The sequence below is a fragment of the Actinophytocola sp. genome, assembly GCF_009379765.1.
In the GTDB taxonomy this organism is placed as follows: Bacteria; Actinomycetota; Actinomycetes; order Mycobacteriales; family Pseudonocardiaceae; genus Actinophytocola.
The window spans coordinates 1-16,634 of record NZ_WHTD01000024.1; the positions used below are offsets into that span (position 1 = coordinate 1).

General features: G+C 72.0%; 17 protein-coding genes. 6 read left to right on the forward strand and 11 right to left on the reverse strand.

The features are described 5' to 3' along the window. Positions 1-137: 137 nt before the first annotated feature. Complete coding sequence (locus tag GEV28_RS10000) at positions 138-1,136, reverse strand: acyl-CoA dehydrogenase family protein (protein WP_291410961.1); 999 nt, start codon at positions 1,134-1,136, stop codon at positions 138-140. A gap of 153 nt (positions 1,137-1,289) precedes the next feature. Here GEV28_RS10000 and GEV28_RS10005 point away from each other — a divergent pair, with 153 nt between their 5' ends. Then, positions 1,290-2,750, forward strand: a complete 1,461-nt coding sequence (locus GEV28_RS10005; RefSeq protein ID WP_291410963.1) for a serine/threonine-protein kinase — start codon at positions 1,290-1,292, stop codon at positions 2,748-2,750. On the opposite strand, the gene GEV28_RS10010 is transcribed toward GEV28_RS10005, so the two are convergent. The 3 genes from GEV28_RS10010 to GEV28_RS10020 are packed head-to-tail and all read right to left on the reverse strand — an operon-like array spanning position 2,728 to position 5,649. After that, positions 2,728-3,693, reverse strand: a complete 966-nt coding sequence (locus tag GEV28_RS10010) for an acyl-CoA dehydrogenase family protein (RefSeq protein WP_291410965.1) — start codon at positions 3,691-3,693, stop codon at positions 2,728-2,730. The genes GEV28_RS10005 and GEV28_RS10010 overlap by 23 nt on opposite strands. Beyond that, complete coding sequence (locus tag GEV28_RS10015; RefSeq protein ID WP_291410967.1) at positions 3,690-4,817, reverse strand: acyl-CoA dehydrogenase family protein; 1,128 nt, start codon at positions 4,815-4,817, stop codon at positions 3,690-3,692. The genes GEV28_RS10010 and GEV28_RS10015 overlap by 4 nt, the downstream gene beginning before the upstream one ends. Further along, complete coding sequence (locus GEV28_RS10020) at positions 4,807-5,649, reverse strand: enoyl-CoA hydratase (RefSeq protein WP_291410969.1); 843 nt, start codon at positions 5,647-5,649, stop codon at positions 4,807-4,809. The genes GEV28_RS10015 and GEV28_RS10020 overlap by 11 nt, the downstream gene beginning before the upstream one ends. A gap of 42 nt (positions 5,650-5,691) precedes the next feature. Here GEV28_RS10020 and GEV28_RS10025 point away from each other — a divergent pair, with 42 nt between their 5' ends. From GEV28_RS10025 to GEV28_RS10035, 3 genes are read left to right on the forward strand one after another with little or no spacing between them, the layout of a single operon-like run. Then, positions 5,692-6,837: an acyl-CoA dehydrogenase family protein gene (locus GEV28_RS10025; RefSeq protein WP_291410971.1), complete on the forward strand. Its 1,146-nt coding sequence runs from the start codon at positions 5,692-5,694 to the stop codon at positions 6,835-6,837. Then, positions 6,837-7,613 (forward strand): SDR family oxidoreductase, encoded by a 777-nt coding sequence (locus tag GEV28_RS10030; protein ID WP_291411053.1) that lies wholly within the window; start codon positions 6,837-6,839, stop codon positions 7,611-7,613. The genes GEV28_RS10025 and GEV28_RS10030 overlap by 1 nt, the downstream gene beginning before the upstream one ends. A gap of 28 nt (positions 7,614-7,641) precedes the next feature. Then, a complete protein-coding gene (locus GEV28_RS10035; protein ID WP_291410973.1) occupies positions 7,642-9,039 on the forward strand; it encodes a wax ester/triacylglycerol synthase family O-acyltransferase in 1,398 nt (465 codons plus the stop codon). Positions 9,040-9,183: 144 nt separating this feature from the next. Here GEV28_RS10035 and GEV28_RS10040 read toward each other — a convergent pair whose 3' ends face one another. Next, positions 9,184-9,630: a hypothetical protein gene (locus GEV28_RS10040; RefSeq protein ID WP_291410975.1), complete on the reverse strand. Its 447-nt coding sequence runs from the start codon at positions 9,628-9,630 to the stop codon at positions 9,184-9,186. Positions 9,631-9,667: 37 nt separating this feature from the next. On the opposite strand from GEV28_RS10040, the gene GEV28_RS10045 reads away from it, so the two are divergent. Further along, positions 9,668-10,093: a hypothetical protein gene (locus tag GEV28_RS10045; RefSeq protein WP_291410976.1), complete on the forward strand. Its 426-nt coding sequence runs from the start codon at positions 9,668-9,670 to the stop codon at positions 10,091-10,093. On the opposite strand, the gene GEV28_RS10050 is transcribed toward GEV28_RS10045, so the two are convergent. The 5 genes from GEV28_RS10050 to GEV28_RS10070 form a co-directional block, all read right to left on the reverse strand. Then, complete coding sequence (locus tag GEV28_RS10050) at positions 10,074-11,135, reverse strand: nitronate monooxygenase (RefSeq protein WP_291411055.1); 1,062 nt, start codon at positions 11,133-11,135, stop codon at positions 10,074-10,076. The genes GEV28_RS10045 and GEV28_RS10050 overlap by 20 nt on opposite strands. 2 nt (positions 11,136-11,137) lie before the next feature. After that, positions 11,138-11,845, reverse strand: a complete 708-nt coding sequence (locus GEV28_RS10055) for a CoA-transferase (protein ID WP_291410978.1) — start codon at positions 11,843-11,845, stop codon at positions 11,138-11,140. Between the two features lie 172 nt (positions 11,846-12,017). Beyond that, positions 12,018-12,845: a CoA transferase subunit A gene (locus GEV28_RS10060; protein WP_291410980.1), complete on the reverse strand. Its 828-nt coding sequence runs from the start codon at positions 12,843-12,845 to the stop codon at positions 12,018-12,020. Continuing rightward, positions 12,842-13,588 (reverse strand): enoyl-CoA hydratase family protein, encoded by a 747-nt coding sequence (locus GEV28_RS10065; RefSeq protein ID WP_291410982.1) that lies wholly within the window; start codon positions 13,586-13,588, stop codon positions 12,842-12,844. Before GEV28_RS10065 ends, GEV28_RS10060 begins: the two co-directional genes overlap by 4 nt. Before the next feature lie 33 nt (positions 13,589-13,621). Further along, entirely contained in the window at positions 13,622-14,740 is a 1,119-nt protein-coding gene (locus GEV28_RS10070) for a steroid 3-ketoacyl-CoA thiolase (protein ID WP_291410984.1), read from the reverse strand. A gap of 142 nt (positions 14,741-14,882) precedes the next feature. On the opposite strand from GEV28_RS10070, the gene GEV28_RS10075 reads away from it, so the two are divergent. Then, the gene (locus GEV28_RS10075) at positions 14,883-16,109 is read left to right on the forward strand and encodes a cytochrome P450 (protein ID WP_291410986.1); all 1,227 of its coding nucleotides are present in this window, start codon (positions 14,883-14,885) and stop codon (positions 16,107-16,109) included. Here GEV28_RS10075 and GEV28_RS10080 read toward each other — a convergent pair. After that, positions 16,100-16,609: a MarR family transcriptional regulator gene (locus tag GEV28_RS10080; protein ID WP_291410989.1), complete on the reverse strand. Its 510-nt coding sequence runs from the start codon at positions 16,607-16,609 to the stop codon at positions 16,100-16,102. The two genes, GEV28_RS10075 and GEV28_RS10080, sit on opposite strands and share 10 nt — an antisense overlap. Between the last annotated feature and the right edge of the window lie 25 nt (positions 16,610-16,634).

Sequence of the window (16,634 nt, forward strand, 5' to 3'; positions counted from 1 at the left end):
ACGTTTGCCGGGGATCCAGATCGTTCCTGGCGAGGCGGAGGGAATCCCTCATACCGGGTCGTATTCGGGTTTCCCGACAACGCGGCCAGGGGCGATCTGGGCCCCGGCAAACGCAAACGTTCCTCGGACTCACGACACTAGATACCGGTGAGCTGGGCGAGCCGGGCGACGTGTTCGGCGGGACCGCCGAACAGGTGCAGGCCGCCGTGGGCGCGTTTGAAGTAGCGGTGCGCGTCGTGTTCCCAGGTGATCGCTATGCCGCCGTGCAGCTGGATCATCTCGCCGGCCACCTCGTGCAGGGCCTCCGCGCAGTGCGCCTTCGCCACCGCGGCCCGCAGCGGCAGCTCGTCGGGTGCGGCGCACGCCGCGGACAGCGCGGCCGACTCGGCCGTCTCCACCAGCACATGCATGTCCGCCATCCGGTGCTTCAGCGCCTGGAAGGACGCGATCGGGCGGCCGAACTGGGTTCGCCGGCCGGTGTAGGACACGGTCAGCTCCAGGCACCTCGCCGCCGTCCCCGCCTGCTCCGCGGCCAGCGCCACGCAGGCCACGTCGCGCGCGTGCGCGACATCGACCGGGCCGATCAGCCGGGCGGGCGCGTCGGCGAAGGACACGTCGGCGAGCCGCCGGGTGAGGTCCATCGTCGGCGTGTGCGTGCGCCGCGCGTCGGCCGGGTCGACCTCGAAGAGCGACGGGCCATCATCCGTCCGGGCTACCACCAGCAGGAGGTCCGCGGTGTCGCCGTCCAGCACGTACGCCGCCGACCCCGACACCAGCCAGCCGCCGGCCGAGCGCCGCGCCGCGCACGCCACCGACGACCACCCGCCCGCGCCGGCCCACGCGAGCGCGGCCACCGCGCCGGACGCGACCCGCGGCAGCAGGTCCGTGTCCCCCGCGGAGACGAGCGCTGCCGTGGCGAGCACCGAGCCGAGCAGCGGGGCCGGCGTCAGCGTCCGGCCCAGCTCGTACTGCACGACGAACACCTCGACCAGCCCCGCGCCCAGCCCGTCGCGGTCGGACGGCACCAGCAGGGCGGGTGCCCCGAGCTCGGTCAACGGCGCCCAGCAGTCCTGCTCCTTGGCCACCAGCCGGCGCACCGTGTCCCGCAACGCGAGCTGGTCCTCGGTCAACCGCATGCCGATAACCTAACCAAACAGTTGCTTGGTTGCCTAGGAACCCCCCCGATCGAGCACGTTCGATATTCTCAGTGACGGGTCGGGGCCTGGAGACAACGCACGCGAGGAGACCTGGTCATCGAGAAGGGTGCACTGGTCGCTGGCCGTTATCGATTGCTCGAGCAGGTCGGCAGCGGCGCGATGGGCGTGGTGTGGAAGGCGCAGGACGAGCGCCTCGGTCGCACCGTGGCCATCAAACGCCTGCTGGTCCGCTACGCGCTGTCGGAGGCCGAGTCCGAAGAGACCCGCCGCCGCGCCATGCGGGAGGCGCGGATCGCGGCACGTCTGCAACACCGCAACGCGATCGCCATGTTCGATGTCGCCGAGCACGAAGGCGACCCCTGCCTGGTGATGGAGTTCCTGCCGTCCCGCAGCCTCTCCGCGGTGCTCGCCGAACGCGGCGCGCTCCCACCGGGCGAGGTCGCCGAGATCGGCGCCCAGGTCGCCGCCGCACTCGCCGCCGCGCACGCGGTCGGGATCGTGCACCGCGACGTCAAGCCGGGCAACATCCTGCTCGCCGACAACGGCACGGTGAAGATCACCGACTTCGGCATCTCCAAGGCGGTGGACGAGGGCACGGTCACCACCCAGACCGGGATGGCCGGCACGCCCGCCTACCTCGCCCCGGAGATCGCCCGCGGCGAGGACCCGAGCCGCGCCTCCGACGTGTTCTCCCTCGGCTCGACGCTCTACCACGCCGTCGAGGGCAGGCCGCCGTTCGGCACGAGCTCCAACCCGCTCGCGCTGCTGCACGCGGTCGCCTCGGGCAACGCGCCGCCGGCCCGCAACGCGGGCCCGCTCGCGGACACGCTGTCCAACCTGATGCGTCCCGACCCGGTGACCCGGCCGACGATGCTCGATGCGGCCACCGCGCTCGGCAGCCCCGCCGCGGCACCCACCACGCTGACGGGCCCGGCCAAGAAGGCCGCCGCCGGCCCGGCCACGCCATTCCGCCCGGTGGCGGTGCTCCCGCCACCGGGCCCGCCGACCACCGCGCTGCCCACCACGCCCGCGGCGCCCGTGCCCGCGCGGACCGGCGGCGACCCGTCCCGGCGCAACATGACGATCGTCGCGGTGGCCGCGCTGCTCGTCGTGGCCGGGGTGGTCGCCGCGATCCTCCTGCTCGACAACGGAAAGGACCCGGACACCACGCAGCGGGGCGTCGGCAACCAGACCAGCGAGCCGTCGCGGCCGAGCCAGGAGCAGTCGTCCGAGGCGCCGCCGCGGACGAGCGCCAACCCGATCCCGGCGAACGAGCCCATCGACTACAGCCAGGCCGGGCAGAAGGTGATCGACTACTACGGCGACGTCCAGCAGACGGCCAAGCGGTGGGCCATGCTGTCCAGCAACGCCAAGGCGCTGTTCGGCGACCAGGCCGCGTTCGAGCAGTACTGGGCCCAGTTCACCGACGTCAGCTCGTGCTGCGCGAACGGCGTCACGCCGAACGCGGACGGCTCGGTGAACGTGCCGGTCGACGTCACCTACACCAAGGGCGACGGCAACAGCAAGCAGCACCGCACGGTGCGGGTCACCCGGGAGAACGGCCAGCTGGTCATCGACGTCGACGCGCGCTGAGCGCGGCCAGCACCCGCTCCCGGTGCCACGACTGGGTTCCCCAGGCGGACCGCAGCGCGCGCACCTTGGTGAGCCACAGGCCGAGGTCGTACTCGAGCGTGTAGCCGACCGCGCCGTGCACCTGCAACGCCGCCCGTGCCGCGCGGTAGGCGGCGTCCGCGGCGGCGACCCTGGCCGCGGAGACGTCCCGCGCAAAGCCGGTCACCGCGGCGGCGTGCACGAGCGGGCGGGCGAACTCCAGCGCCACCAGCACGTCGGCCAGGTGGTGCTTGACCGCCTGGAACTCGCCGACGGCGCGGCCGAACTGCTTGCGCTGCTTGACATACGCGCTCGCCTGCGCCAGGAGGCCGCGGCCGAGCCCGAGCAGCTGGGCCGCACCGCACAGCACGCCGACCTCGAACGCCCGGGCCACATCGCCGGGCCCGATCCGCTCCGCCGCGTCGACCGGGAAGAGCTTGCGGGTGGCGTCCACCGAGGACACCGGGGCGCCCGCCGACCCGGTGTGCACGGTGTCGCCGTCGACCAGGAACACCGCGACCGCGACGTCCGCGTCCAAGGCGTACGGCACGTGCGGCGGCAGCGCGAGCGTGGCCAGGATGTCGCCCGCGGCCAGGCCGGGCAGCCAGCGACCGGCGTCGGCGACGCCCGCGAGCAGCGTCGGCACGGCGGCGAACGACTCGACCAGCGGGCCGGGCACGGCGTGCCGGCCGAGCTCCTCGAACACCACGACGAGGTCCACCGGGCCGGCGCCGAGCCCGTCGAACCGCTCCGGCACCGCGAGCCCGGTCACGCCGATCTTCGCCAACCGCCGCACCAGCTCCAGCCCCGGCTCCGGCTCGCCGCGCCCCCAGGCCCGGATCGCGGCCGGCACGTCGCCGGCGGCCAGCAGGTCGTGCACGCTCGCGGCGAGCTGCCGCTGCTCCTCGCTGCGCACGAACCTCATCGGTCCCCCCGCGGCAGGCCGAGCAGCCGCTCGGCGACGACGTCGCGCTGGATCTCGTTGGTACCGGCGTAGATCGGGCCGGCGAGCGAGAACAGGTAGCCGCCGAGCCAGTCCCCGGCGGACTCGGCGTCCGCGCCGAGCAGGTCCAGCGCGGTCTCGTGCAGGGCGATGTCCAGCTCGGACCAGAAGATCTTGTTCACGCTCGACTCCGCGCCCAGGCGCCCACCCTCGGCGAGCCTGCTGACCGTGCCGAGCGTGTACAGCCGGTAGGCCTGCGCGCCGATCCACGCGTCCACCACCCGGTCGCGCGCCGCGGGATCCGGCCGCTCGTGCCACAGGTCGACGAGCCGGTCCGCGGCCGCGCCGAACCGGCCGGGGCTGCGCAGCGTCAGCCCGCGCTCGTTGCTGGCCGTGCTCATCGCGACCCGCCAGCCGTCGCCGGGCGCGCCGAGCACGTCGGCGTCGGGCACGAACACCTCGTCGAGGAAGATCTCGGCGAACCCGGGCGTGCCGTCCAGCTGCGGGATGGGCCGCACCGTGACGCCGTCGGCCTTCAGGTCGAACATCAGATAGGTGAGCCCGCGGTGCCGCTCGGCCGCCGGGTCGCTGCGGAACAGGCCGAACGCGCGGTCGGCGAAGCTCGCCCGCGAGCTCCACGTCTTCTGTCCACTGAGGACCCAGCCGCCGCCGGTCCGCACCGCGCGGCTGCGCACCGCGGCCAGGTCCGAGCCCGCTTCGGGCTCCGACCAGGCCTGCGCCCAGATGTCGTCGGCCCGCACCATCCGGGGCAGGACCCGCTCCCGCTGCTCCGGGGTGCCGAGCGCGAGCAGCGTCGAGCCGAGCAGCGCGATGCCGTTCTGGCTGACCCGGCCGGGCGCGCCGGACGCGTAGTACTCCTCCTCGAAGACCACCCACTCCAGCAGCGACGCGTCCCGCCCGCCGTACTCGCGCGGCCAGGTCACCGCCGAGAGCCGCGCGCCGGCCAGCCGGTGCTCCCACTCGCGATGGAGCGCGAACCCGTCGGGCGTGTCCATCGACTGGAGCCGGCCGGGCACGTTGGCCGCCAGCCACTCCCGCACCTCGTCGCGGAACGCGCGGACGTCCGCGGGCAGGTCAAGATCCACTAGTGCCCCTCATCGATCGGGCGTCCATCCCGCCGAGCGCGTCGGTCGAGGTCTCGGCGTTGTGCGCGTGCGCGAAGTGGTGCAGCCCGAACACCGAGTCCATGCCCGAGCGCAGCCCCATCTGGTCCTCCGCCTGGTTCACCGCGCGCTTGGCGAGCGCGAGCCCGAACCGGGGCATCTCGGCGATCCTGGCGGCGAGCCTCGTGGTCTCCGCGGCGAGCTCGTCGCGCGGCACGACCCGGTTGACCATGCCGAGCTCGAGTGCCCTGCGGGCGTCGAACCGGTCGCCGGTGAACAGGAACTCCTTGGCCGCCCGCGGGCCGAGCACCCACGGGTGCGCGAAGTACTCCACCCCCGGGATGCCCATGCGCACCACGGGATCGGCGAAGAACGCGTCCTCGGAGGCGACGATCAGGTCGCACACCCAGGCGAGCATCAGCCCGCCGGCGATGCACGCGCCGTGCACCATCGCGATGGTGGGTTTGGGGATCTCCCGCCACCGCCGGCACATGCCGAGGTAGACCTCCATCTCGCGGGCGTAGCGCTGGTCCCCGCCCGGCTTGCCGACGTGGTCCCACCACATGACGGCCTTGCGCTCGAACGTCGTGTCGACGTCGCGGCCCGGGGTGCCGATGTCGTGCCCGGCGGAGAAGTGCTTGCCCGCGCCGGCCAGCACGACGACCTTGACCGCGTCGTCGTCCACGGCCAGGGTGAACGCGGCGTCGAGGGCGTAGGTCATCGCCGAGTTCTGCGCGTTGCGGTACTCCGGGCGGTTCATCGTCACCGTCGCCACGGGCCCGTCGACCTCGTAGCGGACGACCTCGTCGGTCACGCCGACCACCTCCAAAGCAATTGCTTGGTAGGCTAACACCCCATGGCGGACCTGAACGGCTTTCGCGCATCGGTGCGCGACTGGTTGGCCGACAACCTGACCGGCGGGTTCGCCGCGTTGCGCGGCCTCGGCGGGCCGGGCCGCGAGCACGAGGCCCACGACGAGCGGATCGCCTGGGACCGGCACCTGGCCGCGGCCGGCTGGACGTGCCTTGGCTGGCCGGTCGAGCACGGCGGCGCCGGCCTGGATCTCGAGCACCGGGTGGCTTTCCACGAGGAGTACGCGGCGGCGGGCGCGCCGGCGCGGGTGAGCCACGTCGGCGAGGAGCTGCTCGGCCCGACGCTGATCGCGCTGGGCACGCCCGAGCAGCAGCGGCGGTTCCTGCCGCGCATCAAGGCGGTCGACGAGCTGTGGTGCCAGGGCTACTCCGAGCCGGGCGCGGGCTCGGACCTGGCCTCGGTGTCGACGTCGGCAACGCTCGACGGCGTGGAGTGGGTGGTCACCGGGCAGAAGGTGTGGACCTCGCTCGCGCACGTGGCGCAGTGGTGCTTCGTGCTGGTCCGCACCTCGGCCGGCTCGCGACGGCATGCCGGGCTGTCCTACCTGCTCGTGCCGATGGACCAGCCCGGCGTCGAGGTCCGGCCCATCGAGCAGCTGACCGGCGGGTCGGAGTTCAACGAGGTGTTCTTCGACGGCGCCCGCACCGCGCGTGACCTGGTGGTCGGCGAGGTCGGCGGCGGTTGGACGGTGGCGATGCGGACGCTCGCGTTCGAGCGCGGCGCGGCGACGCTGGGCCAGCAGGTCGGCTTCCGCCGCGAGCTGGACGCGCTGGTCGCCCTGGCCGGGGACACGGGCGTGCTCGAGGACCCGCTGCTGCGCGAGCGGCTCGCCAGGGCCCGGCTGGGCCTGGAGGTGATGCGGGCGCACGCGCTGCGCACGATCGGCGGCACCGGGCACGAGGCGTCGGTGACCAAGCTCGTCTGGGCCACCTGGCACCGGTCGCTCGGCGAGCTGGCGATGGACGTGCTGGGCGCGGCCGGCCTGGCGGCGCCGAACGACGAGCTGTCCGAGTGGCAGCGGTTGTACCTGTTCAGCCGGGCGGACACGATCTACGGCGGGTCCAACGAGATCCAGCGCAACATCATCGCCGAGCGGGTGCTCGGCCTGCCCCGGGAGGCCCGCCCTTGATCACGCCCACCTACCCTGCCGGCCGGGACCTGCTGGCCGGCAAGGTCGTAGTGGTCACCGCGGCGGCCGGCACCGGCATCGGGTCGGCCGCGGCCCGCCGGTGCCTGGCGGAGGGCGCGCGGGTCGTGGTGAGCGACTGGCACGAGCGCCGACTCGCCTCGACCGCCGCCGACCTTGCCTCCTCCTTCGGTTCCTCCGTGCACGCGCAGGTTTGCGACGTGACCGACGAGGACCAGGTCCAGGCGCTGGTCGCGGGCGCGGTGGAGCACTTCGGCCGGCTCGACGTGATGATCAACAACGCCGGCCTCGGCGGGACGGCGTCGGTGCTGGAGATGACCGACGACGAGTGGGCGCGGGTCTTGGACGTGACGCTGACCGGGACGTTCCGGTGCACCCGGGCGGCGCTGCGGCAGCTGGTCGAGCAGGGTGGCGGCGGCGCGGTGGTGAACAACGCGTCGGTGGTGGGCTGGCGGGCGCAGGAGGGCCAGGCGCACTACGCGGCGGCGAAGGCGGGAGTGATGGCGCTGACCCGCTGCGCGGCGATGGACGTGGCCGCGCACGGGATCCGGGTCAACGCGGTGGCGCCGAGCATCGCCGCGCACCCGTTCCTCGCGAAGGTGACGAGCGAGGAGCTGCTGTCCTCGCTCGCCGCGCGCGAGGCGTTCGGCCGGGCCGCGGACCCGTGGGAGGTGGCGACCGTGATGGCGTTCCTGGCGAGCGACTACGCGTCGTACCTGACCGGCGAGATCATCTCGGTGAGCAGCCAGCACCCGTAGGCTTACCCTCTTGCAGGGAGGTACGGACATGGCGCTGATGCCGGTAACGGACTCGATGTTCCTGCTCGCCGAGGCGCGCGAGCATCCGATGCACGTCGGTGGGCTGCAGCTGTTCGAGCTGCCGGAGGGTGCCGGGCCGGACTACGTGAGCGAGTTCCACCGGGAGCTGCTGTCGCTGGCGGACGTGCGGCCGCTGTTCCGCCGCAGGCCGCGCGGGCCGGTGGGCACGCTCGGCCAGTTCGCGTGGTCCAACGACGACAACCTCGATCTCGAGTACCACGTGCGGCTGTCCGGGCTGCCGCGGCCGGGCCGGGTGCGGGAGCTGCTGGAGCTGACCTCGCGGCTGCACGGGTACCTGCTCGACCGGCACCGGCCGCTGTGGGAGTTCACGGTCATCGACGGCGTGCAGGGCAACCGGTTCGCGACCTACAGCAAGATCCACCACTCGCTGCTGGACGGCGTGTCGGCGCTGCGCCTGATCCAGAGCTCGCTGTCCGAGGACCCGTCGGACATGGGCGTGCGGCCGCCGTGGTCGCCCCGGGTGCGCACGAACGTGTTCGACAAGCCGCGGAGGTCCGACGCGCCCGACCCGTTCACTGCGGTCGGTCGTCTCGTGAAGGACGTGGCCGGTCTCGGTGGTGCGGCGGCAAAGGTGGTGAACGAGGCGTTCCGCGAGCAGTCGGCGACGCTGGCGTTCCAGGCCCCGAAGTCGATGTTCAACGTGCCGATCACCGGCGCGCGCCGGTTCGCCGCGCAGGGCTGGCCGCTGGAGCGCATCAAGGCCGTCGGCCGGGCCGCGAGCGCCACGATGAACGACGTCATGCTGGCGATGTGCTCGGGGGCGCTGCGCAGCTACATGCTGGACCTGGGTGCGCTGCCGGACCGCCCGCTGGTGGCGGCGATCCCGATGTCGTTGCGCGCCCGCTCGGGTGGGTCCTCGTCCTCGTCCTCGTCGGAGTCGTCCCTGGGCGGCAACGCGATCGGCCTGATCCTGTGCAACATGGCGACCGACGAGCCCGACGCGGCCGTCCGGCTCGCCACGATCCACGACTCGATGCTGAAGGGCAAGCAGGTCTACCACGGCATGAGCCGCCTGCAGATCCTGGCGCTGAGCGCGATCCCGCTGATCCCGCTGGCGGTCGGCACGGTCCCCGGCATGACGACGCTCACGCCGCCGGGCTTCAACGTCCTGATCTCGAACGTCCCGGGCCCGCGCGAGCCCCTGTACTGGAACGGCGCCCGCATGCAGGGCGTGTACCCGCTGTCCATCCCGTACGAGGGCCAGGCACTGAACATCACGGTGACGAGCTACGCGGGCAGCTTGGAGTTCGGCCTCACCGGCTGCCGCCGCACCGTCCCCCACCTGCAACGCCTGCTCACCTTCCTGGAGGAGTCCTTGCAGGACCTGGAGAAAGCCACCGCCTGAGTTGGGAGAGAGCCGATGGGCCTGTTCGAGCTGACCGGTGACTCCCTGAAAGCCGTGCCGACAACCACGTTCGCGGCGGAGGGCGTGCTGGAGCGGCGGGATCTGCAACGCGTGCTCCTGCACAACCTCGGGGCCATCGACGACTCACTGCTGGTGGTGGCCGAGGAGTTCGGCGACTTCGAGGGCAGCGACCGGCGCATCGATCTCCTGTGCGTCGACCACGCGGCTCGTCTCGTCGTCATCGAGCTCAAACGAACGCACGACGGCGGACACATGGAGCTCCAGGCGCTGCGCTATGCCGCGATGGTGCACTCCATGACGTTCGACAAGCTGGTCGAGATCTTCGAACGCCACCTCCGCCGGGTCGATCCGGCGACGGCCGACGATGCCCGCACGACGCTCACGGACTGGTTCGAAGACACGGACGACGACGAGCCGGTCATCTCGACCGAGGTCCGGATCGTCCTGATCTCCGCCGGGTTCGGCACCGAGATCACGACGACGGTGCTGTGGCTCAACGCGGCGTACAACCTTGGTATCAGGTGTCCGGCTGATCCCGCATCGGGTCGACGGCCGGCTGCTGCTGGACATCACCCAGCTCATCCCGCTCCCGGAGGCAGAGGAGTTCATGATCAAGCTCCGCCGTCGGGACCAGGCCGTCCGAGCGGCGGCCAGCGGGCGGGACTGGACGCAGTACGTGATCACCAGCCCGTCCGGCACGACCGAGCCGTTCCGCAAGCGGTGGGCGGTCCTCGAAATGGTGAAGGTCCTCAACGAGGCAGGAGTGCCGGGCTCGGCGTTGGCCCAAGCGCTGCCGAACGCCAAGTTCCTCAGCGTGGCCGGCACGCCCGAGGGCGAGGAGCTCATCGAGGCGTACTGCGACGGCTACCCGATGATGCGACGAAACATCGGCAAATGGTTCCTGGACCACCCCATCCGCGACGCCGACCGGACGTGGGTGTTGTCGAAGATGTGGGGCCGCCAGACGGTTCCGACGCTCGACAAGCTGGTCGCGCTCGCTCCGCGTGAGGGGTTCAGCTACCGGGCCGTGTGATCCTCGGGAGCCCGGCGATGATGTCGGTCGCGTCCTTGACGATGGCGTCGATCAGGGTGGCGCACGTCGGGAGGTCGTCGATCGCGCCGACGACCTGGCCCGCGGCCAGCACGCCGGTGTCGGTGCGGCCCTCGACGAGGCCGGCGCGCAGGAGCATCGGGGTGTTGGCCGCCATGATCACCTGGGACCAGGACAGCTTGCGGGCGCGGCGCATCGCCACGCCGTCTCGCAGCATCGTCCGCCATGTCAGGCCGGTCAGGCGGCGGAAGTGGGTCGCGTTCCGCACGGCGCGCAGCAGCGACCGGGCGCGGCCCGACGACTCCAGGGTCTCCACGAGATCGGTGCGCAGGACCCGGTGCGGGATGCCGTCCACGCTCGTCGTCACCACCGTGCCGGTCAGGTCGCGCGCCAGGTAGGCCGCCTTCACCGCGGCCGGCACGGTGCTCTCCTCGGTCAGCAGGAAGCGGGTGCCCATCGCCACGCCCGCCGCGCCGTAGGCGAGCGCCGCCACCAGGCCTCGGCCGTCGTAGAAGCCGCCCGCGGCGATCACCGGGATGTCCACGGCGTCCACAACGGACGGAAGCAGCAGCGTCGTCGCCACGGCGCCGGTGTGGCCGCCGCCCTCGCCGCCCTGCACGATGACCGCGTCGGCACCCCACGCCGCGACTTTCGACGCGTGCCGCACCGCGCCCACCGACGGGATCACCACCACGCCGGCGTCCTTCAACGTCGCGATCAGGTCGGGGGTCGGGGCCAGCGCGAACGACGCCACCCGCACGCCCTCCTCGATCAGCAGCCGGACCCGCTCGCCGGCATCCGCCGCGTCGGCCCGCAGGTTCACCCCGAACGGCTCGGGCGTCCGGGACCGCACCTCCCGGACCGCGGAACGCAGCTCCGGCAACGACATCGTCGCCGACGCCAGGATGCCCAGCCCACCCGCCGACGCCACCGCGGACACCAGGCGGGGACCGGCCACCCAGCCCATACCGGTCTGCACCACCGGGTGGCGCACGCCGACCAGCCGGGTCAACGCCGTCGACAACGTCACGAGCGCACCTCGGCCGCACGCCGCCCGGACGGATCCAGCGACCGCAACAACTCCAGCTCCGCGTCGGTCGGCGTGCGGGTCACCGAGACCCCGTTGACCTCCAACGGAAAGCCCGTCTCCTCGACCACGTCGTCCACCGCCACCCCGGGATGCGCCGACACCAGCCGCATCGTGCGCCACGGGCCGCCGAAGTCCAGCACGGCCAGGTTCGTCACGACCCGGTGCAGGTCGTGGTAGGGGCCGGCGGACCGGTCGTACCCCACCCCGGACACGACGTCCACTTCGGACACGAACACCCGCGGGGAGTGCCGGGGCACCCAGTAGCTCGTCCGGTGGTTCACCGTGTTGCCCGGCGCGCCGCGGAAACCGAGCAGCTGCCGGGTCGGCCGCGCGTGCGGGCCGATGCACGAGATGTTCTGGTTCCCGTGCCGGTCAAGCTGGTTCGCGCCCATCACCACGTGCCGCCTGCCGTGCGCGACCACGTCGAACACCGCGCGGTACGGCAGCCACCCCTCGGCAACGCCGTCGGCATCGAGGAGGGTCGCCTCACCGTCGGACAGCAGCAGCTCCGGCGCGAACGTCAGCCGGGCCAGCCGCGCGCCCAGCGACGGCAGCACCCCCATCGGACTGGCGAGAATCTCACCGTCGTCGCGGAACAGGTCGGCACACGCGACGGCACACACGTCGGCCCGCGACACCGTCATGGCTGCGCCGCCTCCCCGGAATTAACCCTTGTGGTCACCGTGCGTTGGTGCCGTCCAGTTCGGTACGTACCGGTGGCCGGGTCGCGTCCCGTTCCCCTTGGGTGCGGTTGGCCGGCACGCGGTTCGTGCAGGTTCCCCGCTGCTCGACTAGCTGAGGTTGACACAAGGGGTGTCATGACCGCACCGCCGTCTGGTAGGAAGCCTCGTCCCCGGACAGGTACTGGTCCACAAAGGACGACCAGTCCGCCGAGGCGTACCTGCGCTGGAACTCCTCGTCCCGGCCGTAGTCCGGCACGCAGCTCGTGAAGTGCGCGCCGCCGGGCGTCTCCACGACCCCGTCGACCATCATCCTGTTGAGCAGCATCGACTGGGGCGGCCCCGAGGAGGCGAGGCCGGCTGTGTCCACGATGGACTCACACGACACGTACCGCCGCTCGGCCGCCATGCAGAACAGGTCGTCGAAGTACGGGTCCGGCCCGAGGTACTGTGCGTTGCCGTGCCGGTCCGCCCGGTTCAGGTGCACCAGCGCGACGTCCAGCTTCAGCGGCGGCATCGCCACCACCACCTCGCCGTCGTAGGGCGAGCGGACGGTCCGCAAGGACGTGTCGAGGGTCAGCACGTCCGACGCGATGCCGGCGCGGATCGGCAGGAACGGCAGCCGGTGCGCGGCCGCGCGAAGTCCACACTGGAGCATGCCCTCGTCGAGCTCACGTACGGCGATGGCACCGGACTCGCGGGCCCGGCGGAAGAACGGGTCGTAGGCGATCGAGTCCAGCGACACGAAGCCGAACACGACCTCGCGCACCTTGCCCGCGGCGCACAGCACGCCGACGTCCGGCCCGCCGTAGGACACGACGGTGAGGTTGCGCACCCGCGAGCGCAGGATCGCGCGCACCAGCGCCATCGGCTTGCGCCGCGACCCCCACCCGCCGATCCCGATGGTCATCCCGTCGGACAGCGTGCCGACCACCTCGTCGGCCGTCATCCGCTTGTCCCTCACCGGTCGCCCTCCAGGAACCGCTCGCGCGCCTCGTCGGCCGCGCCGGTCAGGTTGAGCTCGAACGTGAAGCCCTGCTCGTAGCGGTAGCTGCGGTGCACGTCCTGCGGGTCGATCCCGTTGAGCGCGGCCTTCGCGGCACGGATCACCCGGGTGTCCTTCGCCGCGATCTCCGCGGCCAGCTTCACCGCCGCGGCGTCCAGTTCGGACACCGGCACCACCCGGTACACCGACCCGTGCTGGTGCAGCTCGGCCGCCGTGACGGTCGACGCCGTGTAGTACAGCGCCCGCATCAGGTGCTGCGGCACCAACCGCGCCAGATGTGTCGCGGCGCCGAGCGCGCCTCTGTCCACTTCGGGCAGACCGAAGGTCGCGTCCTCGGCGGCGAGCACCACGTCCGCGTTGCCGACCAGCCCGATCCCACCGCCGAGGCAGAACCCTTGCACGGCAGCGACAACGGGCACCGCGCACTCGTACACGGCCCCGAACGCCGCGTGACAGCCGTGGTTGGCGCCGAGCAGCGCCTCGTGCCCGGCCGAGCGCTGGATCTCCTTGATGTCCACCCCGGCGCAGAACCCGCGACCGGCCGCTCGCATCACGACGACATGGGTCGACGGATCGCGCCCGGCCGCGGTCACCGCGTCCGCCAAGTCGAACCAACCCCGCACCGGCAGCGCGTTGACCGGCGGAAAGTCGATAGTGACCACGGCGACGCCCGGCTCGGGCCGGCTCGTCGACACACCCATGAGACCGCCTAACCTAGCAAGTGCTTGGTCAGCCTAGCACCTCTCGAGGATCGTCCCGGTGGACAGCGCGCCACCCGCGCACATCGCGATCAGCGCGGTCGACGCGTCCCGCCGCTCGAGCTCGTGCAGCGCGGTCGTGATCAGCCGGGTGCCCGTGCCGCCGACCGGGTGGCCGAGCGCGATGGCGCCGCCGTTGACGTTGACCAGGTCGAGATCCGGCTCGTGCACGGACATCCACGACAGCACCACCGCCGCGAAGGCCTCGTTGACCTCGAACAGGTCCAGGTCGCCGATCTTCATCCCGGTCCGCGCGAGCAGGGTGTCGGTCGCCTGCACCGGCCCGTCCAGGTGGAAGTACGGCTCCGCCCCGACCAGGCACTGCGCGACGATCCGGGCCCGCGGCGCCACGCCCAGCGACCGGGCCCGGTCGGCGGACATCAGCAGCACGGCCGACGCGCCGTCGGAGATCTGCGAGGACGTCCCCGCCGTGTGCAGGCCGTCCGCCACGACCGGTGGCAGCCCGGCGAGCGCCGCCAGCGAGGTGGGCCGCGGTCCCTGGTCCTGGATGACCGCGCCGACCGGCGCGACCTCGCGGGAGAAGTGGCCCGCGTGCCACGCCGCCTTCGCCCGCGCCTGCGACAACACGCCGAAGCGGTCGAGATCCGACCGCGACAGCCCACGCCGGACCGCGATCCGCTCGGCCGCGACGAACTGGTTGGGCAGGTCGATCGACCACGAGTCCGGCCGCGGCACGCCGACGTCCTTGCCCAGGTTGGACCGCAGCGGGACCCGGCTCATCGCCTCGACCCCGCACGCCACACCCACGTCGATCGCGCCGGCCGCGATCAGCCCGGCGACCAGGTGGGTGGCCTGCTGCGCGGACCCGCACTGGGAGTCGACGGTCATGCAGCCCGCCCGGTACGGCAGGCCCGCGTGCAGCCACGCGGTGCGGGTGATGTTGTTCGACTGCTCGCCGGCCTGAGTGACGCAGCCACCGATCACCTGCTCGACGAGATCAGGTTCCACCCCGGACCGGTCCAGCAGCGCCCGCTGCGCCGCGCCCAGGATCTCCGCCGCGTGCAGGCCGGACAACACGCCGCCCCGCTTGCCGATCGGCGTGCGCACCGCCGAAACGATCACCGGATCGCCCATCACCAGCTCCCTCGCGTCACTGAACCATAAAATAGAACGTGTTCCTGATCTCGGCAAGCAGCGCCAGGTCAGCGCTTCACTTGACCGGTACCCGTATGTTTGAATCGAGTAGAACGTGTTCCACCATTGCTGGAGGTACCAGGTGGCCACTCCTCGCATTCCCGCCGGCTTCGACTTCACCGACCCCGACCTGTACGCGGAGCGCATCCCGGTCGAAGAGTTCGCGGAGCTGCGCCGGACCGCGCCGGTGTGGTGGAACGCCCAACCGCACGGCATCGCGGGGTTCGGCGACGACGGCTACTGGGTGGTGAGCCGGCACGCCGAGGTCAAGGAGGTCTCCCGCAACAGCGAGGTCTACTCCAGCGCCGAGAACACCGCGATCATCCGGTTCAACCCGGACATGACCCGGGAGAAGATCGAGGCGCAGCGGCTGATCATGCTCAACATCGACCCGCCGCACCACTCCAAGGTGCGTGGCATCGTCTCCCGCGGCTTCACCCCGAAGGCGATCAACAGGCTGCGCGACAAGCTCGCCGAGCGGGCCGAGCGGATCGTCGCCACCGCCAAGGCCCAGGGCGGCGGCGACTTCGTCACCCAGGTCGCGTGCGAGCTGCCGCTGCAGGCGATCGCGGAGCTGCTCGGCATCCCGCAGGACGACCGGCACAAGGTGTTCGACTGGTCCAACCAGATGGTCGCCTACGACGACCCGGAGTACTCGATCAACCCGGAGGCCGCGTCGGCGGAGCTGCTCGGCTACGCGTGGCACATGGCCGAGGAACGCAAGCAGTGCCCGGCGCACGACATCGTCACCACGCTGGTCAACGCCGACATCGACGGCGGCAACCTGGGCTCCGACGAGTTCGGCTTCTTCGTGCTGCTCCTCGCCGTGGCGGGCAACGAGACCACGCGCAACGCGATCACCCACGGCATGCACGCGTTCCTCACCCACCCCGAGCAGTGGGAGCTGTACAAGGACCGGCGCCCGGCGACCGCGGCCGACGAGATCGTCCGCTTCTCGACGCCGGTGATGTCCTTCCAGCGCACCGCGACCCAGGACACGGTGCTCGGCGGGACGGAGATCAAGCAGGGTGACCGGGTCGGCATGTTCTACAGCTCGGCCAACTTCGACACCGGCGTGTTCACCGAGCCGGAGCGGTTCGACGTGACCCGCGACCCCAACCCGCACCTGGGCTTCGGCGGCACCGGCGCGCACTACTGCGTCGGCGCGAACCTGGCCAAGGTGGAGATCGACCTGATCTTCAACGCGATCGCCGACCAGATGCCGAACATCCGCGGCGTCGCCGACCCGCGGCGGCTGCGGTCGGGCTGGCTCAACGGCATCAAGGAGCTGCGGGTCAGCTACACCTGATCGGCGCGCGACCCCGCCGCGGCCTCGTCGGCGAGCCCGTCGGCGGAGCGCTCGCCCGCGCCGGCGACCCGGTTCAGGAAATCCCGGATCAGCGTCAGCTGATCGGTGTCGTAGCCCGCGCAGATGTCGTTCATCGACGCGCGCATCCCGCTGTACAGGCGGAACAGCTCGCCACCGCGGTCCGGCAGTACCCGCACCACGACGGCCCGCCGGTCCTCCGGGTCACGCTCGCGGACGACCCAGCCGTTGCGCTCGAGCCGGTCGAGCACGCCGGTCATCGTGGCCGGGTGCATGCCCGCGCGCTTGGCGAGCACGCTGGGGCTGATCGAGCCGTACCGTGCGATCAGGTCCAGGCAGGCCAGATCCACGTCGCGGAGCGCGACCCGCGTGCCGACCCGGTGGTTGAGCACGACCAGGTGCCCGTTCAGGTCGCGAAGGGCGCTCTGCACCTCGTTCGCGGCGCGCCGCCACTGCCGGCGATCCTCTGGTACGTTGTTCATATAGTACGACTTCCGTATTGTATGT